Here is a 24,443-nt window from a genome sequence, read left to right as displayed (position 1 = left end):
AACTATTGCTGTTACAGGGATTAAGGTACTTTTTATGGGCTAACTGATTTCTACACCTACCCATCTGCACCATAAAGTCAACCAAGCAACTTGGAGAACGCCAAAGTTCAAATCTTTAAATTTTCCAAATATGGCTTAAATGTAGACACCAATTCTGGACGACTGACAACCAAAGTGGGGAAAGAGCGATCGCTATAATCAACACCAGCAGATAAAGCAAAAGGTTCTGAGTTGAGTGAGATCCAACTTCCTCCCGCAGCCTTAACTATTACCCAAGCAGCGGCTAGATCCCAGACTTTTGGCGTTGCTTCCACACCACCTAATACTGCTCCTGTGGCGACTGTCAGGAAGTTATAGCTGGCAACCCCCAACATCCTAATTTTACAAGGAAAATCTTGTTTGATTACCGAGGTACTACGGGAACAGAGGTTAAAAAAGTGATGCTGACTCGGCTCTTCTTCACTAGTATGAATCGGGTGATAATTGCGAAAAGCCCCCGTGGAAGCTCCTAGACCCGATGAACCTTCCCAGAAGCCGTGGAATGATTCTTTCAGTGGAGGCACGTAAACATATCCGAAAATAGGTGTGCCCTTATACAGCAACCCTAGTGAAATTGACCAAATGGGAATACCACGCGTAAAGTTAGTAGTGCCATCCAACGGATCAACAACCCAACACCATTCTGTACCAGGAAAAACCTTGTCACCCTCTTCAGTCAAAATTCCATAATCAGGAAATGTAGAGGCGATCGCATTTCGCAATTCTTGGTCAGCCCATTTATCAGCACGGGTGACTAGAGAACCATCAGCTTTATGGGAAGCTTGTACTTGCCCAAAATCATCCATTAATTGCTTACCTACCCTGGCGGTAGTAATTTGGGCAAATTCTAAAACTGTAGTCCAAAATTCAGTCATTTGATAAATAAATTTGTTGTTAGTTGTTTGTTGTTGGTTGTTTGTTGTTTGGGTGTTGTAACAATCAACTATCAACTACCAACTATCAACTACCAGCAATCAACCAGCAACAACCAACAAATTAAGATTAATCTAACTCGCTTTCCAATATTGATGCGATCGCCTGTTTAGCATTGCGTTGAAATTCTGTGACATTCACCTTAGCTAATAATCCCAGCGCCAGCAATATAACTACGGCTTGTATGGTAAACACCAACCCATAGGCAAACAATGGCGTTGTCAAGAAAGATTTACCTAAGTTTAGCACTGCGCCACCAGAAACCGTAGCTAAGGCTCTTGCCATTGCTTGCGCTAATCCCCAAGCACCAATGAATGTACCAGCAGTTTCGGCAGCAGTTAAATCCAGCATTAAACTTAAGGCTCCAGTAGTAGTGACACCAGATGCAAAACCAAACAAGGTCAAACTCCATTGCAGGAATTTGGCATTAGCTGTAGTCCCTGCTAGGACAATGATGATTAAGCAAACTGCCACAGCCACACATCCGAGCTTGGTTGTATTTTTCTTACCCAAACGTGGAGCAATCAAAAAGCCTGTCAAACTCAAGCCAATGAGCGTCCCTGTACCGAAAAAGGCATTGAGTTTTGTGGTTTCGGCAATAGTCATTTTAAAGACTTCGCCGCCGTAGGGTTCCAACACCGCATCCTGCATAAACAAACTGAGTGTCATCAACAGCAAAAAAGTGAAAAATATTGCTGTTTGGCGGCTAGCAGTTAACACCTGCATTGCCATACCAAGAGTAATCTTATCTTCACGGTTAATCGCTGTGGAACGCATGGTATAGCGAGAATACTTCTTTTCCACACCGACTGTTGATAGCAAACAAAGTGCGAAAGCAATACCCGGAACGATCAAAAACAGGCGGTTAACTTGAGTTTGGATGACCTCTAGGGGTGCATTTAAGGCAATTTGTCTGAGCAAACCACTGCTAATGATTGCCCCAATGATAATACCCACCATCAGCATCGACCACACAACCCCCACCAATTTTGAGCGGTTGTCTTCATCAGAAACATCAACTAACAACGCTGCAAAAGGTGTGGAACTAGCACTAATGGCAACTCCATAAAGAGCAAAAATCAAAGCTAAAAGTGCCGCCCAACCGGAAGATTGACTTGTCCAACCAGACTGCAAACTGAAGCCCAATTGCCAAACTACCTGCACAGCGAAAAATGAGACGATCGCAAATAAAGCTGCGCCAACCCAAACATAGCCACTGCGGTGATAGCCAAGCAAAGGCTTAGTATCTGACATTTGCCCAAACCACACTCTAATCGGAGCCACAAACTGATGCATTGCGATCGCCCCAGCGACAATTAGTGCTGGTACTTGCAATTCCTCAATCATGACTCGATTTAGCACTCCCAGAGTCAAAATCGACATGATACCCAATGCCATCTGAAACAGGCCTAGTCGAAACATTGTCCATAGTTTCACTTTGGGAATGGATGCGGATTTTCCTGACTCCTTTGATTCAGAATTGGGTGACACATTACTAGTTGCCATAACCACTCCCAATCAAAACAGCAAAATTACTTCACACTAACTAAGATAAACCCATTTCTTCCCCAAAATAAGTTTTACGGTAGGTACGGAAGGGAGCTTACGCGATCGCGAGAAAAAGAAAATTACTACAGAACAACAAATAGCTCCTCAGATATTGGCTGCTGTTGAGAAAACAGCCCCCAAAGATGTTTATAGGATCGAGGAAAATCAATTCAATATCTTTGTTCAAGATGAAATTCGTCTTAGTGATCAACATACCCTCACAGCTGGATTGCGAATAGAAACAGTAGATCACAAAGCTACTGCAGGTGATAGCAGTACTGTTGAGCAATCGGGTACAACGTTGAATCCATCCCTACACTACAAATATCAAATGTTCCCAACAACTGTTTTTCGCCTAAGTGCTGCACGAACAGTTCGTCGTCCCAAATTTGATGACCTTGTCCCTTTCCGTGAAACGAAAAATGGTACTTTAACACAACCTGATGTGATTGGTAATCCAAAATTAAAGCCAGAGACTTCTATTGGCGTTGAAGCAGGAATTGAACAGTCCTGGGGAAATCATACCGGGGCTTTCGGTCTTAATGCTTTCTATCGCTGGATAGATGACAAAATTGAAAATGAAATAAACCTTAACCCTGAAAATAATCGCTATGAACAATCACCCAGAAATGTTGGAAATGGCAAAGTTTATGGTTTGCGGCTTGACCTGCAAACACGCACGCCTTTTCTAGGGTTACCAAACTTAACCCTATTTGGTAATATCTCTTTCCTTGGTTCCGAAGTAAAAGATAAAATTAGTGGGGAATAATATTAATTAGGACTTACCAATGGCATATAACTTTCAGCTCCTAATGAAGACTTAAGTCATCAGTACAAAAAACAACATCTTTGTTTCATTTTCCTGCTTTTTTGATATCGGGAAAAATTATACAGAATTGCTAATCTGCGTCAAGCATTTTTCAGGGTTGAAATATGAATGAACCACAACATCGCATCAGTAGAGAAATAGCTCCAGAAGTTTTTCAGCTAGCTGCTGAATTATACGCTCAAAAACAACAAGAGTATTCTCTACAAGAACTAATCATGATTGGAGAAGAAGCACAAATTCCGGCCGAGTTTATTCAGCAAGCTGTTGAGCTAATTAAAGCCAAGCAAAAAAATCAAGAGATTCAAATTAACAAGAAAACCAATAGATTTAAACTGGCTGTGCTGGGAGTAGCAGCAACATTTATAACTTTAATAGTAGGTGGATGGGCATATAAACAATTATCTGCTAGTAATAGTAGTCTGAAATCTCCTGTAGCAATTTTACCAAATGAAAATGATAGTAAAGTTAGTGGAAATGTGGAACGTTACTTAATGAATAAAGAAGGTTTAGTAGATGGACTTTTGCTCAGTAATGGGAAACAAATCAAAGTACCGCCTCACATGAGTCAGCAAGTAGTAAATGCTATAAAACCAGGAGATGCTGTAGATGTAGTTGGGAAGTTAGGTAATTCCAGTGTTTATGGACAACAAATAGAAGCACGCACAATTATGAACAATGCAACTAAAGCTTTTGTTGCAAAGCAGCCTAAACAAAAAAAAGCAAAAATACCAAAACCTAATGATTTTATCAATTTTAGAATTAATGAACCTGTCCGACATTGGTTAGTCAATGATAAAGGGGAAATTCGCAGCGCTATTTTAACATCTGGAACTCAAGTCCACTTTGCTAAACCTTTAGCAAAAAGCTTAAATAAAGTAGCTAAAACAGGTAGTCAAATTAAGGCGGAAGGAGTAGGTAGAAAAACTGCTCATGGTTATGTTTTAGAAGTTATTACTCTACAAATTGATGGAAATTTATTGCCTGATGCTAATTCAATTTAGCATTCAAATTTAAGCACTACAAATCTATATATTCTCGGACATGAAAAAGTTAATAACAAAAAATCCGGTACCATCCTTGGTGCTTGATATGCTGCGGATTTTGCTTACCTATCCCCATTGGTTAGCAGCCGCAGTTGTATCTACTATTATTGTTGCAGCTTTAGAACCGAGTTTGTCATGGATGGGTAAAAAAGTTGTAGACGATCTCAAGCAAGGTGGTACTGACATCAATGCATCATTAGTCAATTATATTTTAGTATTTGGAGGTTTATTGTTTGGGCTGGGCTTAATTAAATTCGGAGACAAACTAATAGATAAAATTTATGAAGCTCGGTTGATTATTTGTTTACAAAGAACATATTTGCAAAGGCGAAATCAAGAGCGAGATGCGGAAGATATTTCCCATATTCTCTATCACTGCAATCGTGCGAAACCAGGATTAGATATTATCCATAAAGATTCTTGGAAAATCATCTCTCAGACTATTTCAGTTGTCATTTGGCAACTAACCTTAGCACCAAAATGGTTACCAGCTTTATTAATTGCAGTAATTCCACCAATTTTAATTGGATTGATTTTTGGTCAATTCATTCAAAAAGCTAGTTTAAAAATGTTGACTGCTCAAGAAAATATTGCTGCTTCAACTACAGAAGCTAAAAAATTGGAATTAATTGAGCATCAAGAGTTATTTTTCCGCCATACGATTCAATTGGAGGTGTTTAAATCGGGAACAGAAATTTTAATAGATTTGATCACTTGGTTTGGTTTATTGGTACTAGTTTTACTTTCCTCTGTTTTTCATATAGGAGTAGTACCAAAAGAGGTTCAAGCTGGAGATTTAGTGTTATTCTGGGGGAATTTAAATTTACTTTCTAAACCTTTGGGAGATATTGTCAAAGTATACAACAAAGTTAGAGAAGCTTATCCTGCTTTAATCCGGGTGTTACGTCCATCTGTTTATGTTGAAGAGGAAACATAAAAATTATACAATGCCAGATTGCGATCGCTCATCAGTTTTTTGGTACTATTTTCGGAATTTTTATCATTGACAGGATTTGTGATTTAGTGGAAAAACAACTATGATAATAAACCCAAACGAAAAGCTCAATGTTAATTAGAAACAAGATTTATCGAGTTTTGACAAAATAGGAGCGCAAAGATCTGTGCAAGCGAACTTTATTTGCCGGCGTTGCATAAAATGGGGATGAATAATGAACCGCCAAGATGCCAAGAATGCCAAGAATTGACTTTTTCAATTAAAAGAGAAAATAAAATCATCCCGCTTTCTCTGCAACGCCTATTTGCCAAATTGCTCAAAGTAACTCCTATGATTTTCAGATTAATGCTTCTGCTATCCAACTTTATCAGCGTTTTTTGCATTATCTATGGCGGCATAAAATACCACTTTTAGCAGGTTTTAGCACAATCTTTTTTCTTGCTTTTTTACAGGTAATTATTCCCCAAATTACTCGCTATGTTATTGATGTTGTTATTCCTACAAAAAGATTTGATTTACTACCCTGGCTGGGACTATGTCAGGAACATTGCCAACGCTCATGAATTTATTATTAACCTCCCCCAGGGTTATAGCACCATGATCGGTGAACGCGGGGTGAAGCTTTCAGGAGGACAGAGATAAAGACTAGCGATCGCTAGAGTTTTGATCAAAAATCCCCGATTTCTTATACTCGATGAAGCAACTTCTGCTCTAGATACAGAATCAGAACACCTCATTCAAAAGGCACTCAAGGAACTACTGAAAAATCTCACTTGCTTGGTAGTTGAGAGTCGATTCTCAACTATCGAGAACGCTGATCTCATTGTAGTTTTGGAAAAAGGTTCTATTCAAGAAGTAGGTACTCATAGCGAGTTACTTGCTAAAGGCGGTAGATACGCTTATCTACATACAATGCAGTTTCCCCAAAAATCCCACCTAGATGTGCAACCATAAGAAGTACACCAACAAAGAGTTTTCACAGACTGCAATACTGTAACTTTAGAAGCTATCCTACTCCGTTTGATAGTCAAGAGCCCATTGCCAAGTGTCAATTGTCAAGAGCTCTTTACTAATGACCGATGAGCAATGATGACTAGGAAGCGGACTCTCTAGCTGGATGAGAACTTACTTTTTTTGGCACCGGAGTATCCCGTCGTCCTGTGCGCAGTTTGGGCTTGGAGGAGCTGCGTTTGTCTCCTTCTGCACCTGCTTCTGATGGCACCCAAGAGGAACGGCGACGGTTTTCACCACTAGACTCGCGATGGGAGTCACGGCGACCGCCACCCCGTAATTTGGGTTTGGGAGTGGGTCGGAGGTCTTCTTCAGGATAGTCGGCTTCTGAGAGCAACCAAGCAGGACGGGTTTGGTCGTAGGCTATTTGTAATGCAGCTGCGGCGATCGCATGAGCATCATATTGTTCACTCAGCTGACTAACGATGGACAAAAATGAAGCCATGCGTTCACCCACCAAAGCTTCTTGCACCTGGGTTTGTAATTTTTGCAGCTGCTTAGCTTCAATTTGTGCCCTTGTGGGAATCGAGAGTAATTGCCAACTTTGACGTACATGGCGCTCAAACAACTGCTGCTTGCGTCGTTCAAAGGGCTGCACTAAGGTGATGGCTGTACCTTCTTTACCAGCGCGACCAGTACGACCGATGCGGTGGACATAGGTTTCCACACTGTCTGGTAAATCAAAGTTGATCACGTGGGATAGTTGGTCAACATCCAAGCCCCGGGCTGCAATATCCGTAGCTACTACCCAGCGCACTTGACGATTACGGAATCGGGTCAACAAACGTTCCCGTGCTTGTTGGGATAAATCACCGTGGTATTCATCAACACTGTGACCCGCAGCTTGCAATTGATTGGTGAGTTCAGCAGCGGTGCGTCTGGTGCGAACAAAGATCAAAGCCGATTCTGGATCTTCCATTTCCAAGATGGGCTGCAAGGCTTTGACTTTTGACCAATGGCGTGGTACGAGATAAGCTACCTGATTAATTTTGTTGGGAGCAGCTTTTGGTTGTTCAACGGCGACTGTGACTGGATCGTTGAGGAACTTATTCACCAGCTGGCGGATAGATGGCGGCATTGTGGCGGAGAATAAAGCTGTCTGCCGTTCTTGGGGTGCTTGGGAAAGAATTTTTTCCACGTCATCGATAAAGCCCATGCTCAGCATTTCGTCAGCTTCATCTAAAACAAACCATTTCACATGATCCAGCTTCAGGCTACCCCGTTCTAGCAAGTCTATGACTCGCCCTGGTGTACCCACGACCATGTGAACACCGCGCTTGAGTTGTAAAATTTGGCGATCTATAGATTGACCGCCATAAATCGCCATGACGCGCAAGCCTTCGTTACCCAGAAACTCACTGATAGCATCTTGAACTTGAATTGCTAACTCTCGAGTTGGGGTCAATACCAGTGCTTGTACTACTTTTTGACTTACATCCAGCCGCTCTAGAATTGGCAGAGAGAAAGCAGCTGTTTTACCTGTACCTGTTTGAGATTGACCAACAACATCGCGACCCGCTAAAAGTTGGGGAATCGCTTGGGCTTGAATGTTGGTTGGTGTGGTAAAACCAATTTTTTCAATTTGCTCAATCCGTTCTGGTGAGATACCTAGTTCTTGAAAAGAAAGTGTCATTAACTCTCCTAATTTGTATTTAGTTATTTGTTGGTTGTTGTTTGTTGGTTGTTGTTTGTTGGTTGTTTCGATCAACGATCAACTACCAACCACCGACTACTCCGTACAAGTCGTACGTATCAGCTTCTTTGATGGCTACTGGTACGATAGTTCCCAATCTTGCTTGCCCACGAACGTAAACTTGACCATCTACTTCCGGAGCAAATCTCGCCGAACGACCGATTAATTCTCCTGTTGAGGGATTTTCTTGTTCAATCAAAACATCAACGACTCTGCCAATTTCTTGCTGATTTTTACGTAGAGAAATTGGCTGTTGCAGTTCCATCAATATGTCCCGCCGTTCATCTTTGATTGCTTGCGGTAATTGATTGGGTAGGTTGTAGGCTGGTGTTCCTTCCTCTGGAGAGAAGGTGAAAACACCTACATGGTCAAATTCATGGCGTTGGATGAATTGAAATAAATGCTGAAAATGTTCATCATCTTCGCCAGGAAATCCGACAATAAATGTTGTCCGCAGTATCGCCTGTGGTAGTGCTTCCTTGATGCGTTCGATAATTCCATCGTTGACTTGTCCTTGCCAAGGACGGTTCATGGCGCGGAGAATTTCGGGATGGGAATGTTGCAGGGGCAAATCCAGATAAGGTAAGACATTGGGTGTTTCACGAATTGCCGTAATCACATCTGGAGTCAGTCCCGTCGGATAAGCATAGTGCATCCGAATCCACGGCACGTCTACTTTCCCCAAAGCACGAAGCAATTCGGCTAATTTAGGCTTCCCGTAGATATCTATACCGTAATTTGTGGTGATTTGGGAAATCAAAATGATTTCCTGTACCCCTTGACTTACTAATTGTTCAGCTTCCGCGACTATTGATTCTATAGTACGCGATCGCTGGTTTCCTCGCAGCTGCGGAATGATACAAAACGCACAGCGATAATCACATCCTTCTGCAATTCTTACATATGCCACACCTTCGGTTGTAGTGCGATAGCGGGGTGTGGTTTCATCGGCGATGTAAGTTGGTTCGGGGCTAATTTCTTTGACGCGATCGCCCTGTTCTACTCGTGCAATCACATCAACGATTTTGTGATAATCGCCTGTACCTACTACCGCTACTGCTTCGGGCAACTCTTCCAATAACTGCTCTTGGAAATGCTGCGCCATACAACCTGTAATGACGATTTTTTTATTCGCCTCTGCCAGTTCTACTAGAGTCCTGACAGATTCTTCCCGAGCTGCTTCGATAAAACTACAAGTATTAACGATAACGTAATCTGCTAACTCTTCATTAGAATCTACGCCATAGCCTGCTTCTACTAGCAGCCCTAACATATGTTCTGTATCAATTCGATTTTTTTCACAACCCAGATGAGATATTGCAATGGTTGGTTTTTCACCCATACTATAAAAATAAAGTTTTCAGTTTTTTTGCATTCCAAAAGTTAAATCTTAACTAATGTTTTTCAGACACTTGCTCAAGAGCTAAACCCGTTCGCATCATGCCTGCATGACAAAATTCAAACGCACCCACACCGAATCTCCTGATCCCAATGAATTGCACAGAGATCATGCTATGATTTTCTTAACTATTCTGTGTTTCCAAGGGAAAAACAAATAGTCGTTGGGTAAAATAGACACTTTTAATTTTTTGTGCAAATTGCTTTTGGTATTTTACATTACCGCAGCGCGTGCGTTGTGAATCTACTCTACCCTAAAAGGAGCCACTTTCCCCTGTGGGATGTGTGGTGAGAAGTCGCTACCATCTAGGAAAACACGCACTAAATTACGCCTTGACAGCGGTAATGATACCAATTCAGCACGGGTTTTACCCGCAACTGCAACAGAATACATAGCTGTTCTGCCTCAAACAGCTACCTTACGGAAAGCCGCTTGGCGTCTTGTGCGTCTTGTGAGTTGCAAACTCCTCTTGTAAACAGTTTTTATCTTAACATATCTTATGGAAGGTTTTACGTTAATTTCCATCTTAAGGGGGAGGCGGAAAACCGATCAACTTAAAAAAAGTTGGAAAAGTTAGTCAAAAGTCAACAGTCTAAAGTCCTAAGTCAACAGTCCAGAATTCTCAGTCTACAGGATATTGACTGGCAATTTTGGATTATGGATCGTAAATTTTGGATTAAATTTTTTTAGTATACGTTCCAACTGCAAGCCAAATGGGACGAAACAAAAATTAACAATCCAGAATCTGTAAGCTCTTGAGTGGGATAAATCCACAATAGCCAGATGATTTCGGTTTATGCCTAGCCTTTATGGTCAGGACAAATCCAAAATCCAAAATCTAAAATCAATTGACTATTGACTAGTGACTATTGACTATTGACTCTGGACTGTGTGTTACGGATTAAAGACGTGGACTTATATCAGCTATTTAAAACCCGCACACCGATTATTGGTGTAGTTCATTTACTACCATTACCTACCTCGCCCCGTTGGGGAGGTAGCCTAAAAGCAGTAATTGACCGTGCTGAACAAGAAGCAACAGCTCTAGCCAGTGGCGGAGTTAACGGTATCATTGTAGAAAATTTTTTTGATGCACCGTTTACTAAAAACCAGGTTGACCCCGCAGTTGTCAGCGCCATGACTGTAGTAGTGCAGCGGATACAGAATATGGTGACGCTACCGATTGGCATCAACGTTTTACGAAATGATGCCAAAAGTGCAATGGCGATCGCTAGCTGTGTGAAGGCGCAATTTATCCGTGTGAACGTCCTCACCGGCGTCATGGCAACGGATCAAGGTTTAATTGAGGGAGAAGCCCATCAATTACTGCGCTATCGCCGGGAATTGGGTAGTGATGTCAAAATCTTCGCTGATGTCTTAGTTAAGCACGCTCGTCCATTGAGTTCGCCAAATCTAACTGTAGCGGTGCAAGATACCATCGAGCGGGGTTTGGCAGACGCCGTGATTTTATCTGGTTGGGCTACAGGCAGTCCACCTAACCAAGAAGATTTAGAATTAGCTACACAAGCAGCAGCAGGTACACCAGTATTTGTTGGTAGTGGGGCATCTTGGGAAAATGTTGCGACATTGTTACAAGCAGCAGATGGAGTGATTGTCTCTAGTTCCTTAAAACGTCACGGTCGTCGCGAACAAACAATTGACCCTATTCGTGTTAGTCAATTTGTAGAAGCCGCACACCGCAGCTGGAACAACAGGGGCGATCGCAAATCTATTTCTTCTGTGAGCCTAAAATCTTAAATTGGGGATTGGGAAGAGGGGATCAGGGATCGGGAATAGAGAATTGGGCAATTGGTATTTATTCTCCCCTTGTCTCCCAAGTCGTCCCTGTTGTCTCCCCAGTCCCCTATCACCAATTACTCATACCTGCTTATGAAACGCCGCCTTTCTTCTACTCCTTGGATTCATCGTCGATCGCGTTTGCTAATTGGTGCGATCGCTATTTTAGGTGCATTAACTACTGCTTACCTGACCATAGTTAAATTTAGCCAAAGCTCCGCTGCTTGTCCTACCCAAAGTTGTGATATCGTACTACAGAGTGATTATGCCACAGTTTTCGGACAGCCTCTGGCTTTGTTCGGTTTCTTAGCTTATGTGAGCATGGCAGTTTTTGCCCTAGCCCCGTTGGCTGTCGACCCAGTTAACAAGAAGGATTCTCGAAAAAAGCTGGAAAATCTCACTTGGCTACTGCTGTTGATCGGAGCGATCGCCATGTCGGTGTTCAGTGGTTACTTGATGTACCTGCTGGTATTCAAGATTAAAGCACTCTGTATCTACTGTGTAGCCTCAGCAATTTTTTCCTTAAGTATGTTAGTCCTAACTATTGTGGGTCGTGCTTGGGAAGAAATCGGGCAAGTCTTTTTTACTGCCATTGTTGTCGGTATGGTGACATTAGTAGGTACTCTAGCTATTTATGCTTCTCCATCAAATAATAATAGTGGAGTCACCATCGTTGAAAATCCTGGTCAACCAGCAATCATCAGTTTCAGACCATTACAAGAGCCCAAACCAGGTGTTGGCTGGGAAGTTACCACTACCTCCGGCGAGGCAGAAATTGCCCTCGCACGTCACTTAAAGCAAATAGGTGCTAAAGAATACATTGCCTGGTGGTGTCCTCACTGTCATGAACAAAAATTACTTTTTGGTAAAGAAGCTTACAAAGAACTTGATCACATAGATTGCGCTCCTGTTGATAACCCCAATGGTTTAAAAGATGAGTGTAGAGCAGCTAAAATTCAAAGCTATCCGAGTTGGATTATCAATAGTAAAATCTATGCAGGAGTGCAGAATTTAGAGCAGCTAGCAAACATTAGTAATTACGCAGGCCCACGTAATTTTAAGTATGTTTTAAAACAATCGTAAAAAGTGCTTTTGTCAGTAGCAATTCTATTTGAGTTGTAAAAAATCACATTGTCCAGTTCCCCAACTTTTCCAAAAAGTTGGGGTTCTTGTTTTTCAGAAATGATTTAGGATTGCTATAGTTAATTGTCTACAAGACTTAGGCAAAAATTGACACAAACCCATGAATAAGCAGAAAGGTAAACGCTTCGTGAGGTTAATTTACCTGTTAAAAAAATTTTTGTGTCGAGGAAAAAGAGAATTTTTCACAGCCTCTAGCGTTGCCATCTGCATTTTACTATTACGTTTTTTTGGATTATTGCAATCTTTAGAATGGGCAGCTTTGGATCAATTTTTTCAACTACGCCCCATCGAAGCACCAGAAGAATCAATCACTATTGTCGCAATTGATGAAGCTTCTTTGCGTAAGATTGGTTCTTGGCCAGTTCCCGATGGTGTGATTGCCGAAGTTTTACAAAAATTACATCTCCAACAGCCACGTGCTATCGGCTTAGATATTTATCGAGATTTAAAGGTAGAGCCTGGTCATACAAATTTATTAAATACTTACAAATCAATACCAAACTTGATTGGAATTGAATTACTTTCCAATAATCAAAATAATAGTGTTGCACCACCACCAGAATTAAGTAAACTGAAACGAGTGGGTTTTAATAATCTACTGCTAGATGCTGATGGCAAAGTACGTCGTAGCTTATTGTATTGGCATCTTGAAGACCAAGCACACGAAAGTTTTGCTTTAAAGTTAGCAAAGCTTTATCTTCAGGCAGAAGGTATTAGAGCCAAAAAAGCCGCACAAAATCCCAAGAATTTACAGTTGGGTAAGGCAGTATTCCATCGTTTTCAACCCCATGATGGTGGCTATGTCGGGGTTGATAATAAAGGCTATCAAATATTGTCTAATTTTCCGAAATTAGCTTGTAGAAATTCATTACGCGACATTTGTGCATTTCGTAGGGTTTCCATGCAAGATGTGCTAACTGATCAAGTACCTCGCCAGTGGATTCATGATCGCATTGTCTTGATTGGTTCGACTGCACTTAGTCTTCAAGATTTAGTTTTAATTCCCTACTCTAGTCGGTTGATGGGTGCAGCAAAGCCTGTAGCAGGTGTGGAACTGCAAGCCTATTTTATCAGTGAATTCATCCGCGCTGCCCAAGAAGGAAGACCTTTACTTAAAGTTTGGCCTGATGTAGTAGAAGGTTTGTGGATTTGTGTTTGGGCTTATGTGGGTGCAGCCACGAGGTGGCGAATACGGCGCTTGAACAGAAGTATCTTGAGTATCCTGTTGTTTTGCTTGGTATTGCTTGGTAGTTGTTATGTTGCTTTTTTGTTTGGTTGGTGGATACCAATAATGCCTGCTTTACTTAGCTTTAGTATCTCAGCAATTGTTATAACGTCACAAATCGCCCACATGCAAGAAGAGTTAAAACGATCTAAGGAGTTCTTGCATCAAGTTATTAATACTATTCCCGATCCAATTTTTGTCAAAAATGAAAAACACCAATGGATTGTTTTAAATGAAGCTTATTGTCAATTAGTTGGTTATCCTAAGAGTTTATTGCTAGAAAAGTCAGAGTATGATTTTTTCTCTAAAAAAGAAGCTGAGTTGTTTCGTCAGCAAGATGAATTAGTGTTTCGATCGCAGCAACCCCAAGAACACGAAGAAGAATTTACTGATGCTAGCGGTAAAACTCACTTTATTTCCACTAAGCGATCGCTCCACAAAGATGGCGCAGGTAATTTATTTTTGGTTGGGGTAATTCGTGATCTAACTGAACGTAAACTTCTAGAAGATGAACTCAAACGCACTGCTGCTGAGTTATTTCGTTCTAACAGTGAGTTGAAACTTCAAGAAGATCATTTACGTTATCTGGCGTATCATGATCCTCTGACTGGTTTACCTAATCGGAAATTATTTGCTGAACAACTACAGGAATCTGTGGAATGGGCGCGCAATAATAAATTGTTACTAGGACTGCTGTTTATTGATTTGGATGGCTTCAAGCAAGTTAATGATAGCCTGGGACATGAAATAGGCGATCGCTTGCTGATGACTGTTGCTCAGCGCCTCAGCAATTGTTTACGGGGTAGTGATACCGTTTCTCGCTTGGGTGGTGATGAGTTTACCGCAATTCTACGAGCCATCCCCAAACTAGAAGTAGCTGCGATCGTGGCTGAAAAAATTTTAGCAACTATCACTGAGCCAATTGTCTTGGATGGACACACGATAAAAATATCGGCCAGTATCGGCATTAGTGTTTATCCTCTCAATAGTAACGACTGTGAAACTTTGATTAAACAAGCAGATGCTGCAATGTACCATGCTAAGCGTTTGGGGAAAAATCGTTATGAATTTAGTTAGTAGTGGTTTGCATTAATTTGTAGTGTTTTTAAACGCAAAGGGACACAGAGTTTGGTTCAGGAATTTCGCTATGAATTTGGTGTTGCTTCACAATGCACTAACCACCTCTGTAGCAAAAGAATATTATTGTCAACCCTAGCTTTATTGCAGCGGTATAAGTATTTTTACAGTGAGTCCATTTTTTGGTGTTAGCATATTACTTTGCTTAAAATTTCAGTGTATATACTGAAATTTTAACAAGTAAATAAATTTTTTAAATTTTTCCGGATGAAAAACAATCATATTAACAATATTGCTCATACGTTGAAGTCTTTTTCTATAGCTATTTGAGTATCAATTGAATTTGCTCGAATATAGTATTTACTCGGAAAAATATTAATAAATTATTAAAATTAAGTAAAGTAGCTGATGTAATTGTGGTATTTATGGAGAAAGTACTACTTTGGATAGATGTAAATGCTATGGGAGTAATAGAAAGTAAACAAAAAGCAGGTAAGTATCTACACGGTTAAAAGTTTACATCCGAACTTTAATTAATAGAATATTTGTGCTTTTTATTCAGTGATTATGCGGATGAAAATTTAAACTTTCTCCGAAGTTTTAATAAAACTCAGATTTTCAAAGCAAAAGATTGTTAATTAAATAAAAACCAAGGGTTATGAAGACTAGCTTGAGAACTACTAGCGTTGTCTTGTTTTTTATCGGAGTTGCTCTGATAATTCTCAAAATGGCTGATACCGCTTGGATGTTTACTGATGCGATTGTTAATCATCAGAGTAGTGACCAGACCACAAATAATTTGATCAGCCTGAGGGTTGATTCTCAAAGTTCAAAGCGTAAAACTACAAATTTTCAATCGAGTAGCGACTATGAACCTCCAAATTATGGTGGTCCCGATAGTCCTTCTTATGGTAGTGGAACTCGGTGATCGGGGGCGATGAGTTCCCCAATCCCCTCAATTTGCGTTACTCTGAGTGCAGATATGATAAGAACTTAAGCTAAATGTCTGCAATGGAAGTTTTTGAACAATCAATAGATATTAATGCCTCAGCCGCAGTGGTTGAACGTTGTATTAGCGATCGCATTTTAATGCACCGTTGGCTTAATCCTGTATTGCGTTGCGAACCTGTAGGTGAATGGAGTACCGATGTTGGTAGTCACAGTCGGTTTGTGATTCAAATACCTTTAATTAAACCGACATTGAATAGTACTGTTGTAGAAAGAAAACCAGGTTTGATTGTTTGGGGGTTCGAGGGTTTTTTTCAAGGACGCGATCGTTGGGAATGTCAACCACAAGCAAAAGGAACACGCCTACTCAATCGCTTTGAATTTGAGATACCCAACCCTTTGGTAAGTTGGGGTTTTAAAACCTTTGCTGAAAACTGGACAAAACAAGACATGCAAGCCCAACTGCGCCGACTTAAGCTTTTAGCAGAGGAGATGCAGCAGGAGTGAGAGGTAGGGAGGTGGGGAGATGGGGAGTGGGAAATAAATACTAACCACTAACCACTAACCACTAACTAATAACCAACGATAAATGACAATTGACTACCCTCTACCAAGTTGAGTCAGCAATCGCCTAATCATGTAGGCGTCTTGGGCTTCTGGAGTTTTGACTAGGTAAGTTTCTAGATCATTGGCTGCTTGGGAGAAGCGACCGAGTTGATAACATAAAAGACCGCGATCGCGCACTTCTAAAGCAAAACCAGGAAATAATAATAAAATTCTCTCTACCGCAGCTAAGGCTTTTTCTAATTCCTGTTTATTCAAGTAGATATATTTGAGATTTGTTAATATTCTCGCCAAAATTTGTTTGTTTGTTACTGCTGCTAAAAATTCTGGTTGCAAAGTCACGGGATGCTGATAGATTTGAGTTAATTTCTCTTGACAATCTTGCGGAAATAATATCTCACCTTTATTGAAGGTATCCACAAAAATTTCAATATCAGAAATGTCAGGACGAATGAGGAAATGTCCTGGCATTCCTATGCCTACCATCGCAAAATCAATCCGTCGGGCAATTTCTAGATATATTACTGCTAAAGTAATTGGAATTCCTAGACGGCGATCAATCACATCATTCAAATAGCTATTGCGAGGATCATAATATTCTTGTTTATTTCCTGCAAATCCCAAATCACTATAGAGATATTGATTAATAGCTTGGATAATTCGCAAAGGATAACGTTCTGCTGGCAACCGTTCTTCTAATTCTGTTGCCATTGTGTCTAGACTATTGATATATTCTTCTGGATCAAGGTCAGGATATTCTTCTTGGGCAATATATAAGGCTGCTCTTGCTAAATCTATACACTCATCAGGCTGCTGAATTTCCTGGTAAAAATATTGCCGCGCTGATGAGATATTCATAAGTTTATGCCGAGTATAGGTTTACAGTTCAGATTGAAAATTATGAAGTGGTGGTGATACCTATATTTAATATTAAAGATATTGGCTAGATTTGCAAATAATTTGATGCAAAAAAATAAATAATAAGCATCTATCTAAGGTATGAAAATCATGAATCAAACAGAAGAATAAGTATAGACAATCTTTATGTATTCTCTTCCTCGTTAGAGGAGAAGGTGATTAAAAAATAAATACGCAGGTGGAGGATTAGGGGCAGTGGGGGGAGTGTGTAGACGCGCAAGCGGCTTCCCGTAAGGGTGGAGTGGGGGGAGTAGAGAAATTATTATTAACCACTAACCACTAACTACTAACCACTAACTATTGACAAATGACAAATGCCTAATAATCAATAACTAGTAACTATTTAAATTTGCTTATTATTTATTTTTAAATCATGCACATAACTCCAAGCAGAAGTAGAGAACAAGACACAGCAAAGAACAAATTTTTTCATCCCACTAGGGGAATTTTTTGGGCAGTCCAGACTCGGATTCTCTTTTGGTACATTTTATCTACGACTTTCATCTTTATTATCTTTATTCCAACATTTCGTGAGGTTCTGTATGCAAGGGTGGACACGCGAGTTCGTAGGGAACTGACAGAAAAGATGGAAACATTTAAAAAACTAATCTATGAAAAAGATACGGAAGTACGAGAGGAGATAGGGGAGTCTAGAAATATAAAGGTAGACGAACAACTAAAGCCTCCATCTTCTCATGAAGAATTAGAAGACTTTTTTGATGCTTTTCTTTCTCGTCAACTACCAGAAGATGATACACATTTAATTGCTTTTGTCAATGAAAAGTTTTACAAATCGAGTCCTAGTGCTAGACCAGATCCCTTGGCAAAAGATTCAAAGTTAATGAGGCGTTGGGCTAAGCTAACCCAACCTGAACAAGGAGAAAGATCAGTTTCAGACAAAACTATAGAAAATATAATCTATATTACTGAACCAGTCAAAATCAATGGAAAAACTCTCGGAGTATTTGTAGTTGCTCATACTACAGCAGGGGAGCGTGGAGAGGTTTTAGATGCTGTCTCGGTGATCGTACAGTTGAGCAGTGTAGTGTTGATAGTGGCTTTAATATTTGCCTGGCTAGTTTCCGGCAGAATTTTGGCTCCTTTGCGTTTACTGATGGTGACAACTCGCTCAATTAGTGAATCTGATTTAACTCAACGCTTACCAGTCAAAGGTAAGGGTGAGATCGCAGAGTTAGCAATTACCTTTAATGAAATGATGGATCGCCTGGAAGCTGCTTTTACCAGTCAACGCAACTTTATTAACGACGCCGGACACGAACTCCGCACACCAATTACTATTATCCGGGGACACCTAGAATTAATGGGTGATAACCCTGAAGAAGTGCAGGAAACTGTTCCCCTGGTACTGGATGAATTAGACCGTATGAGTCGATTTGTGGAAGATTTGATTTTGCTGGCAAAAGCAGAACGTCCAGATTTTTTACAGTTGGAAACAGTTGATTTAGATTCCTTTACACGGGAATTATTTCTGAAAGCACAAGCACTAGCAGACCGCAATTGGCAGTTGGAAGGCATTGGTAAAGGCAAAATCATCGTAGATCGGCATCGACTGACTCAGGCAGTTATGAATCTGGCACAAAATGCCACTCAACATACATTATCAACTGATACAATTTCTCTAGGATCGGCAATTAATCGAGGCAAAGTCCATTTTTGGGTTAAAGATACCGGGGAAGGCATTGCCAAAGCTGACCAACAAAGAATTTTTGGGCGCTTTGCCCGTGCCACTAACAGCCGTCGGAGATCGGAGGGTGCAGGGCTAGGTTTGTCAATTGTGCAGGCGATCGCACAAGCCCATGATGGCTCAGTAAAGCTTCGTAGCCGACTAGGTTTCGGTTCTACTTTCACTATAGTCTTACCAGTGGAACCACCACAATAAGGAAGTACCCGATGCATCGCATTCTCATCGCTGAAGATGAACCCCGTATAGCCTCCTTTTTAGAAAAAGGCTTGTGTTCTCATGGCTTTACTACTGCCGTTGTTGAAGATGGCAATGAGGTTGTACTCATGGTTCAAGAGGGCGAATTTGACCTACTGCTCTTAGATTTAGGATTACCTGGAAAAGACGGTATAGAAGTCATAGAAGATTTACGTGGACAAGGCGAAAGCTTGCCGATTATTATTTTGACTGCCCGTGATGACATCAAAGATAAAATAACAGGATTAGAAAGCGGTGCTGATGACTATGTTACTAAGCCCTTTCGCTTTGAAGAACTATTAGCAAGAGTCCGGGTAAGATTACGCAGTAGTACTGTTTCCTCGGTGAACAATGACACGCTCCTCAGGGTTGGTAATATAATCCTGGATCTACGTACTCGCAGAATCAAAGTAGATGGTCGCACCGTTGATTTACCAGCACGGGAATTTACCTTAGCAGAAACTTTTTTCCGTCATCCAGGACAAGTATTAAGTCGAGAACAACTATTAGACAGAGTTTGGGGTTTTGATTATAACCCAGGTTCTAATATTGTGGATGTGTATGTAGGTTATCTACGTAAAAAGTTAGGTAGTGACCTGATTGAAACTGTCAGAGGTATGGGCTATCGATTACGGTTAAGTAATGAACTCTAGTAGCGATCGCGTAGGTTGATAATTTGAAAATCGGCTCTAGTTTTGCTCATAAAGCTATATATTGGTCATGGCTTGCTGAATTTGGTTATGAATGGTGTTTGTCTACATTTTGTAGAGACGTAGCAATGCTACGTCTGATCACTACGTCTGGTCACTACGTCTGGTCACTACGTCTGGTCACTGCGTCTGGTCACTACGTCTGGTCACTACGTCTGGTCACTACGTCTGGTCACTACGTCTGGTCACTACGTCTGGTCACTGCGTCTGGTCACTGCGTCTGGTCACTACGTCTGGTCACTACGTCTGGTCACTACGTCTGGTCACTACGTCTGGTCACTGCGTCTGGTCACTGCGTCTGGTCACTACGTCTGGTCACTACCTCTGGTCACTACCTCTGGTCACACCCGTAAATTGTAAATTCATATTTTGATTCAGCAACGCCTTTTTTCAAATCGGGATAACATATCAACTTCTTTTGATGAAAAACTTCTCATAAAAAATTCATACAGAATTCATCACTAATTGAGAGCCTATGTATATGTGAGGAATTAATTATCTGTTTTTCTCACAGCTTCAGTAGTTTTTGAGCATTTTCGAGGATTAATGCCATGCGTGTTTGTGTCATTGGTACTGGATACGTTGGCTTAGTAACTGGAGCTTGTCTGGCAGAGATTGGCCACAGTGTCATCTGTGTGGATAAAAATACCGCCAAAGTTTCATTAATGCAGTCTGGAAAGTCGCCTATTTTTGAACCGGGACTGGAAGAAATTATGCAGTCCAATATGCAGGCGGGAAGGCTGCAATTTACTACAGATTTGGCTGTCGGTATAGAACATGGCGAGATTGTATTCATTGCTGTTGGTACTCCAGCGTTACCTAGTGGCGAGAGTGACACTCGCTACGTAGAAGCCGTGGCTCGTGGTATTGGTAGCAATCTTAACGGTGGTTACAAAGTCATTGTCAACAAGTCTACCGTTCCCATCGGTTCTGGTAATTGGGTGCAGCGCATGATCATAGATGCTATTGCCGAACGTCAGCAAGATATTACAGGCTTTGATGTGGTTAGTAACCCTGAATTTCTCCGGGAAGGTTCGGCAGTTTACGACACATTTAATCCCGATCGCATTGTATTAGGTAGCAATAGCCCCAGAGCGATCGCCATGATGCAAAAACTGTATGCGCCAATCATTGAGCGCAAGTTTACAGTTGATAATTATTTATTACCTCCCGTGCCTATGGTAATAACAGACTTAGCATCTGCAGAGATGATTAAATATGCTGCTAATGCCTTTCTGGCAACCAAGATTAGCTTTATTAACGAAATAGCCAATATCTGCGATCGCGTTGGTGCTGACGTTACTCACGTTGCCAAAGGTATTGGTTTAGACTCCCGTATTGGAAGCAAGTTTCTCCAAGCAGGGATTGGCTGGGGCGGCTCGTGTTTTCCGAAGGATGTTTCGGCATTAATTCATACTGCTAAAGATTATGGTTATGATGCTCAACTACTAAAAACCACAGTTAGCGTCAACAAACGTCAACGGTTGCTGATTGTGGAAAAACTTCAGCAAGTCCTGAAAATCCTGAAAGGCAAAACCATTGGTTTTTTGGGTTTAACCTTCAAACCCAACACAGACGACTTGCGCGATGCACCCGCAGGGGATTTACTGCAAGCATTAAATCGCTTAGGGGCGAAAGTCAAAGCTTATGATCCGGTAATTTCCCAGGTAGAAGCGGACGTAACTTTAGTGACTGATCCAGAACAATTGGCGCAAGGTTGTGATGCATTGGTATTGATCACAGACTGGCAACATTTTCACAACCTAGACTATGCCAAACTCGCTAAATTGATGACTAATCCTGTAATGATTGATGGTCGCAATTTCTTTAATCCGGAGGATATGGCAAAGGCTGGTTTTTACTACGTTGGTATTGGTCGTCCAACAACAGCTAATGGTTTGCGATCAACTTCTGCACTACCAACCGTTACTAATGAACTCTTGGCAGTTTCTTAGTATCTCTTGCACCTGCACTAAAGAGGATCTGAACAATGAGACTGCTGGTTTATTCCCATGACACATTCGGTTTGGGCAATATTCGCAGAATGCTAGCGATTTGCGAACATCTATTGAGGGAAATAGAGGGACTGTCTATTTTACTAATATCTGGTTCACCGATACTACACGGGTTTCGCCTACCCAAAGGACTTGACTACATCAAGCTTCCTTGTATCAATCGAGGAGAAACAGATAATTTAGTTGCTAAGTACTTGGGTACAGACATCGATGAAACAGTGAAAATGCGATCGGATTTGATTCTATCAGCAGCCGTTAATTATAAGCCGGATTTGGTGCTGGTAGATAAGAAACCCTACGGGATTAAAAATGAACTTGCCCCTACTCTAGATTACTTGCAAGCTAAGTTACCACAAACTCGCTTTGTACTTCTGTTAAGAGATATTCTCGACACGCCAGCAAAAACGATCGCAGAATGGCACAAACATGGTTATTATGAAGCGGTTAAAAAGTTTTATGACTTGTTGCTGATTGTTGGGATACCAGAAATTTTTCATCTACCACAGGAATATGAGTTTCCAACTGAGGTTATCCAGAAAGCACACTTTTGTGGATATATCCGGAAACCGCAGGGATGCAAGCAACCTGAGCAAGTGCGAGATGAGTTACAGCTAAGTTCTAATCAAAAGCTTGTATTAGTTACTCCTGGTGGGGGAGAAGACGGTTATCAGCTAATTCATACCTATCTCACAGGCTTGAAATTACTGACAGATACACACAACATCAAAAGTCTGATTATTTGCGGTTCAGAGATGCCGATAGAGCATAGACAGGCATTGTATCAGATGGCAACAACCTATCCACAGGTGCAGATGTATGAATTTACCGATGACTTGATGAGTTATGTGGGGGTAGCGGATGTAGTGGTATCGATGGCTGGTTACAACACTGTGTGCGAAATTCTTTCCGCAAGCAAACCTGCTGTGGTGATACCGCGAATCAAGCCTTCCCAAGAACAATTTGTGCGATCGCAGAGAATGTATGAATTTGGTTGCTTCCAGACAATTCATCCTCATGATCTGACACCATCAGTCTTAATGCAACAGGTACAGCAACAATTAGTAAATACGCAAGTGAATAATACTGTTGATTTAGGTGGGTTAGATAGGATTGCTAGTTTAATTAAAAGTATTTTTACAAATAAAAATTTAATTTATGAACGAGAAGTTTTGTATTCGGAAAGATTTTCACAGGGTATTTTGGCTGGAAAAATAATTATTTGATAAACGAACACAGATGGACACAGATGTAGACGCGCCCAAGCGCGGCTTCCCGCAGGGTACACAGATGGATTGTTCGTTTGTGACTGGTTGTGGTTGATAAGTTATGGGTTTTGTTTCTACATGTTTTTGTGGATTTAGATGAGATTTATCTTCAAAAATTTATCAGTGTTGGAAAAAGATTATGAAAAAGTTAATGTTCTACTGCCAACATATTTTGGGCATGGGTCATCTAGTGCGTAGTATGGAGATTGTACGCGGTTTAACTAAAGATTTTCACATTTGTTTTATTAATGGTGGTGAGGTAATTCCAGAGTTTCAGGTTCCCTCAGGAGTTGAAGTTGTTAATTTACCAGCAATTAAAACAGACCCGGAATTTAAAGAATTGCAAGTGGTAGATCATGCTTTTACGCTAACAGAAGTTCAAGAAATTAGAAAAAATTTGCTGCTGTCAATATTAGACAAATTCCAGCCAGATATTTTAATGATAGAATTATTTCCTTTTGGTAGAAGGCGCTTCTCGTTTGAATTAATTCCTATGTTAGAAAAAGTGCAAGCAAGTCAATCTTCTACTAAAGTAGTTTGCAGTCTCAGAGATATTGTAGTTACAAAACAAAATCAAGCTCGACATGAAGAAAAAGTCTGTAAACTCATAAATCAATATTTTGATTTACTGTTGGTTCATAGCGATCCAAAATTTGTGTCATTAGAAGAAACTTTCTCTCGAATTCAAGACTTTAATTGTCAAGTTTACTATACTGGATATGTGGTACAAAAAACATCAGAAAATCCTGTTTTCAGTGATGAAGATAAGGAAATTATTGAATCTGAACAACCTTTGATTTTAGTCAGTGTCGGTGGTGGTAGATTTGGTCATGAATTATTGGATTGTGTGGTGAAGACAGCGCCATTATTAGAGAAAATAATTCCCCATAATATTCAAGTTTTTACGGGGCCATTTATACCAGACGAAAAATTTCAGGAATTACAAACGCTAAAGGAAAATAGCAATAATCTTCGCATTCGTCGCTATACACCTTACTTTTTAAATTACATGCAAAAAGCAGACTTGTCTATTAGTATGTCTGGCTACAATACCACACTCAATATTTTAACAACGGGTGTACGAGCTATGATTCTTCCTTTCACTGGTAACAATGATCAAGAACAAACTATTAGATCCCAAAAGTTAAATGCACTAGGAATTACGAAGACAATTTATCCTCAAGATTTGCAACCTGACATCTTTGCTTGGAGGATAATCAGTTACTTGGAAAAGCAAATAAATAAAATTAAGTTCGATTTTAATGGTGTGGAAAATACAGCAAAATCTTTAAAAGATTTTGTCTATAAAGAAAAAATTGCTTAAGTATGTTGCCACAAATGTAGAGACTTGCCATGGCTCGTCAGTCACAAGCGCAAAGGAAGCAGAGAAAA

Annotated in this window: 20 protein-coding genes; 14 read left to right on the top strand and 6 right to left on the bottom strand. The window is 40.6% G+C overall.

Annotated elements, in window-relative coordinates; genetic code table 11:
• Positions 1-107: 107 nt before the first annotated feature.
• Positions 108-914, bottom strand: a complete 807-nt coding sequence (locus UYK_RS0118540; RefSeq protein ID WP_009453873.1) for an inositol monophosphatase family protein — start codon at positions 912-914, stop codon at positions 108-110.
• Between the two features lie 127 nt (positions 915-1,041).
• Positions 1,042-2,478, bottom strand: a complete 1,437-nt coding sequence (locus tag UYK_RS0118535; RefSeq protein ID WP_026086511.1) for a BCD family MFS transporter — start codon at positions 2,476-2,478, stop codon at positions 1,042-1,044.
• 67 nt (positions 2,479-2,545) lie between these two features.
• Between UYK_RS0118535 and UYK_RS0118530 the strand changes: the two genes are divergently transcribed.
• The 4 genes from UYK_RS0118530 to UYK_RS0118510 all read left to right on the top strand — a co-directional run bounded on the left by UYK_RS0118530 (position 2,546) and on the right by UYK_RS0118510 (position 6,301).
• Positions 2,546-3,289, top strand: a complete 744-nt coding sequence (locus UYK_RS0118530) for a TonB-dependent receptor plug domain-containing protein (protein ID WP_083893693.1) — start codon at positions 2,546-2,548, stop codon at positions 3,287-3,289.
• 164 nt (positions 3,290-3,453) lie between these two features.
• Positions 3,454-4,350 carry a hypothetical protein gene (locus UYK_RS0118525; RefSeq protein ID WP_016871916.1) on the top strand — a complete coding sequence of 299 codons (897 nt, stop codon included), beginning with the start codon at positions 3,454-3,456 and terminating at the stop codon, positions 4,348-4,350.
• An 88-nt stretch (positions 4,351-4,438) separates the two neighbouring features.
• Complete coding sequence (locus UYK_RS0118520) at positions 4,439-5,329, top strand: 6TM ABC transporter family protein (protein WP_235182353.1); 891 nt, start codon at positions 4,439-4,441, stop codon at positions 5,327-5,329.
• Positions 5,330-6,010: 681 nt separating this feature from the next.
• Positions 6,011-6,301 (top strand): ABC transporter related protein, encoded by a 291-nt coding sequence (locus UYK_RS0118510; protein ID WP_009453864.1) that lies wholly within the window; start codon positions 6,011-6,013, stop codon positions 6,299-6,301.
• 139 nt (positions 6,302-6,440) lie between these two features.
• Here UYK_RS0118510 and UYK_RS0118505 read toward each other — a convergent pair whose 3' ends face one another.
• From UYK_RS0118505 to UYK_RS26310, 3 genes are all read right to left on the bottom strand, one after another.
• Positions 6,441-7,991: a DEAD/DEAH box helicase gene (locus UYK_RS0118505; protein ID WP_009453863.1), complete on the bottom strand. Its 1,551-nt coding sequence runs from the start codon at positions 7,989-7,991 to the stop codon at positions 6,441-6,443.
• An 82-nt stretch (positions 7,992-8,073) separates the two neighbouring features.
• Positions 8,074-9,393 carry a 30S ribosomal protein S12 methylthiotransferase RimO gene (rimO, locus tag UYK_RS0118500; protein ID WP_009453862.1) on the bottom strand — a complete coding sequence of 440 codons (1,320 nt, stop codon included), beginning with the start codon at positions 9,391-9,393 and terminating at the stop codon, positions 8,074-8,076.
• A gap of 300 nt (positions 9,394-9,693) precedes the next feature.
• Complete coding sequence (locus tag UYK_RS26310) at positions 9,694-9,843, bottom strand: hypothetical protein (protein WP_009453861.1); 150 nt, start codon at positions 9,841-9,843, stop codon at positions 9,694-9,696.
• 516 nt (positions 9,844-10,359) lie between these two features.
• Between UYK_RS26310 and btpA the strand changes: the two genes are divergently transcribed.
• The 5 genes from btpA (at position 10,360) to UYK_RS0118465 (ending at position 16,147) form a co-directional block, all read left to right on the top strand.
• On the top strand, positions 10,360-11,208 hold the full coding sequence (gene btpA / locus UYK_RS0118490; protein ID WP_026086509.1) for a photosystem I biogenesis protein BtpA: 849 nt from the start codon (positions 10,360-10,362) through the stop codon (positions 11,206-11,208).
• A 132-nt stretch (positions 11,209-11,340) separates the two neighbouring features.
• Positions 11,341-12,330, top strand: coding sequence for a vitamin K epoxide reductase family protein (locus UYK_RS0118485; RefSeq protein WP_016871914.1), 990 nt, complete (start codon positions 11,341-11,343; stop codon positions 12,328-12,330).
• A 160-nt stretch (positions 12,331-12,490) separates the two neighbouring features.
• Complete coding sequence (locus UYK_RS0118480) at positions 12,491-14,692, top strand: CHASE2 domain-containing protein (RefSeq protein WP_016871913.1); 2,202 nt, start codon at positions 12,491-12,493, stop codon at positions 14,690-14,692.
• 658 nt (positions 14,693-15,350) lie between these two features.
• Entirely contained in the window at positions 15,351-15,620 is a 270-nt protein-coding gene (locus UYK_RS0118470; protein ID WP_009453857.1) for a hypothetical protein, read from the top strand.
• 74 nt (positions 15,621-15,694) lie between these two features.
• Entirely contained in the window at positions 15,695-16,147 is a 453-nt protein-coding gene (locus UYK_RS0118465) for an SRPBCC family protein (RefSeq protein ID WP_009453856.1), read from the top strand.
• Between the two features lie 93 nt (positions 16,148-16,240).
• Here UYK_RS0118465 and UYK_RS0118460 read toward each other — a convergent pair whose 3' ends face one another.
• Positions 16,241-17,062, bottom strand: coding sequence for a SirB1 family protein (locus UYK_RS0118460; protein ID WP_009453855.1), 822 nt, complete (start codon positions 17,060-17,062; stop codon positions 16,241-16,243).
• 433 nt (positions 17,063-17,495) lie between these two features.
• Between UYK_RS0118460 and UYK_RS0118455 the strand changes: the two genes are divergently transcribed.
• The 5 genes from UYK_RS0118455 (at position 17,496) to UYK_RS0118435 (ending at position 24,375) form a co-directional block, all read left to right on the top strand.
• Positions 17,496-19,022: a sensor histidine kinase gene (locus UYK_RS0118455; RefSeq protein ID WP_083893692.1), complete on the top strand. Its 1,527-nt coding sequence runs from the start codon at positions 17,496-17,498 to the stop codon at positions 19,020-19,022.
• 11 nt (positions 19,023-19,033) lie between these two features.
• Positions 19,034-19,714, top strand: a complete 681-nt coding sequence (locus tag UYK_RS0118450) for a response regulator transcription factor (protein ID WP_009453852.1) — start codon at positions 19,034-19,036, stop codon at positions 19,712-19,714.
• Between the two features lie 608 nt (positions 19,715-20,322).
• The gene (locus UYK_RS0118445; RefSeq protein WP_009453851.1) at positions 20,323-21,726 is read left to right on the top strand and encodes a UDP-glucose dehydrogenase family protein; all 1,404 of its coding nucleotides are present in this window, start codon (positions 20,323-20,325) and stop codon (positions 21,724-21,726) included.
• 35 nt (positions 21,727-21,761) lie between these two features.
• Positions 21,762-23,009: a glycosyltransferase family protein gene (locus tag UYK_RS0118440; protein WP_009453850.1), complete on the top strand. Its 1,248-nt coding sequence runs from the start codon at positions 21,762-21,764 to the stop codon at positions 23,007-23,009.
• 181 nt (positions 23,010-23,190) lie between these two features.
• Complete coding sequence (locus tag UYK_RS0118435; RefSeq protein WP_016871911.1) at positions 23,191-24,375, top strand: glycosyltransferase family protein; 1,185 nt, start codon at positions 23,191-23,193, stop codon at positions 24,373-24,375.
• The last annotated feature ends 68 nt before the right edge of the window (positions 24,376-24,443 follow it).

The sequence above is a fragment of the Fischerella thermalis PCC 7521 genome (assembly GCF_000317225.1).
Taxonomy (GTDB): Bacteria; Cyanobacteriota; Cyanobacteriia; order Cyanobacteriales; family Nostocaceae; genus Fischerella; species Fischerella thermalis.
The sequence above is the reverse complement of the archived record's forward strand: the minus strand, read 5'-3'. Positions and strand labels throughout refer to the sequence as shown.

Excerpts from the sequence above, each read along its gene's own strand:
- UYK_RS0118540 (WP_009453873.1), bottom strand. The coding sequence starts at position 914 with ATGACTGAATTTTGGACTACAGTTTTAGAATTTGCCCAAATTACTACC.
- UYK_RS26310 (WP_009453861.1), bottom strand. The coding sequence starts at position 9,843 with ATGTATTCTGTTGCAGTTGCGGGTAAAACCCGTGCTGAATTGGTATCA.
- UYK_RS0118460 (WP_009453855.1), bottom strand. The coding sequence starts at position 17,062 with ATGAATATCTCATCAGCGCGGCAATATTTTTACCAGGAAATTCAGCAG.
- UYK_RS0118445 (WP_009453851.1), top strand. The coding sequence starts at position 20,323 with ATGCGTGTTTGTGTCATTGGTACTGGATACGTTGGCTTAGTAACTGGA.
- UYK_RS0118435 (WP_016871911.1), top strand. The coding sequence starts at position 23,191 with ATGAAAAAGTTAATGTTCTACTGCCAACATATTTTGGGCATGGGTCAT.
- UYK_RS0118505 (WP_009453863.1), bottom strand. The coding sequence starts at position 7,991 with ATGACACTTTCTTTTCAAGAACTAGGTATCTCACCAGAACGGATTGAG.
- UYK_RS0118485 (WP_016871914.1), top strand. The coding sequence starts at position 11,341 with ATGAAACGCCGCCTTTCTTCTACTCCTTGGATTCATCGTCGATCGCGT.
- UYK_RS0118470 (WP_009453857.1), top strand. The coding sequence starts at position 15,351 with ATGAAGACTAGCTTGAGAACTACTAGCGTTGTCTTGTTTTTTATCGGA.
- UYK_RS0118450 (WP_009453852.1), top strand. The coding sequence starts at position 19,034 with ATGCATCGCATTCTCATCGCTGAAGATGAACCCCGTATAGCCTCCTTT.
- rimO (WP_009453862.1), bottom strand. The coding sequence starts at position 9,393 with ATGGGTGAAAAACCAACCATTGCAATATCTCATCTGGGTTGTGAAAAA.
- UYK_RS0118465 (WP_009453856.1), top strand. The coding sequence starts at position 15,695 with ATGTCTGCAATGGAAGTTTTTGAACAATCAATAGATATTAATGCCTCA.
- UYK_RS0118535 (WP_026086511.1), bottom strand. The coding sequence starts at position 2,478 with ATGGCAACTAGTAATGTGTCACCCAATTCTGAATCAAAGGAGTCAGGA.
- UYK_RS0118525 (WP_016871916.1), top strand. The coding sequence starts at position 3,454 with ATGAATGAACCACAACATCGCATCAGTAGAGAAATAGCTCCAGAAGTT.
- UYK_RS0118455 (WP_083893692.1), top strand. The coding sequence starts at position 17,496 with ATGCACATAACTCCAAGCAGAAGTAGAGAACAAGACACAGCAAAGAAC.
- UYK_RS0118440 (WP_009453850.1), top strand. The coding sequence starts at position 21,762 with ATGAGACTGCTGGTTTATTCCCATGACACATTCGGTTTGGGCAATATT.
- UYK_RS0118520 (WP_235182353.1), top strand. The coding sequence starts at position 4,439 with ATGCTGCGGATTTTGCTTACCTATCCCCATTGGTTAGCAGCCGCAGTT.
- UYK_RS0118480 (WP_016871913.1), top strand. The coding sequence starts at position 12,491 with ATGAATAAGCAGAAAGGTAAACGCTTCGTGAGGTTAATTTACCTGTTA.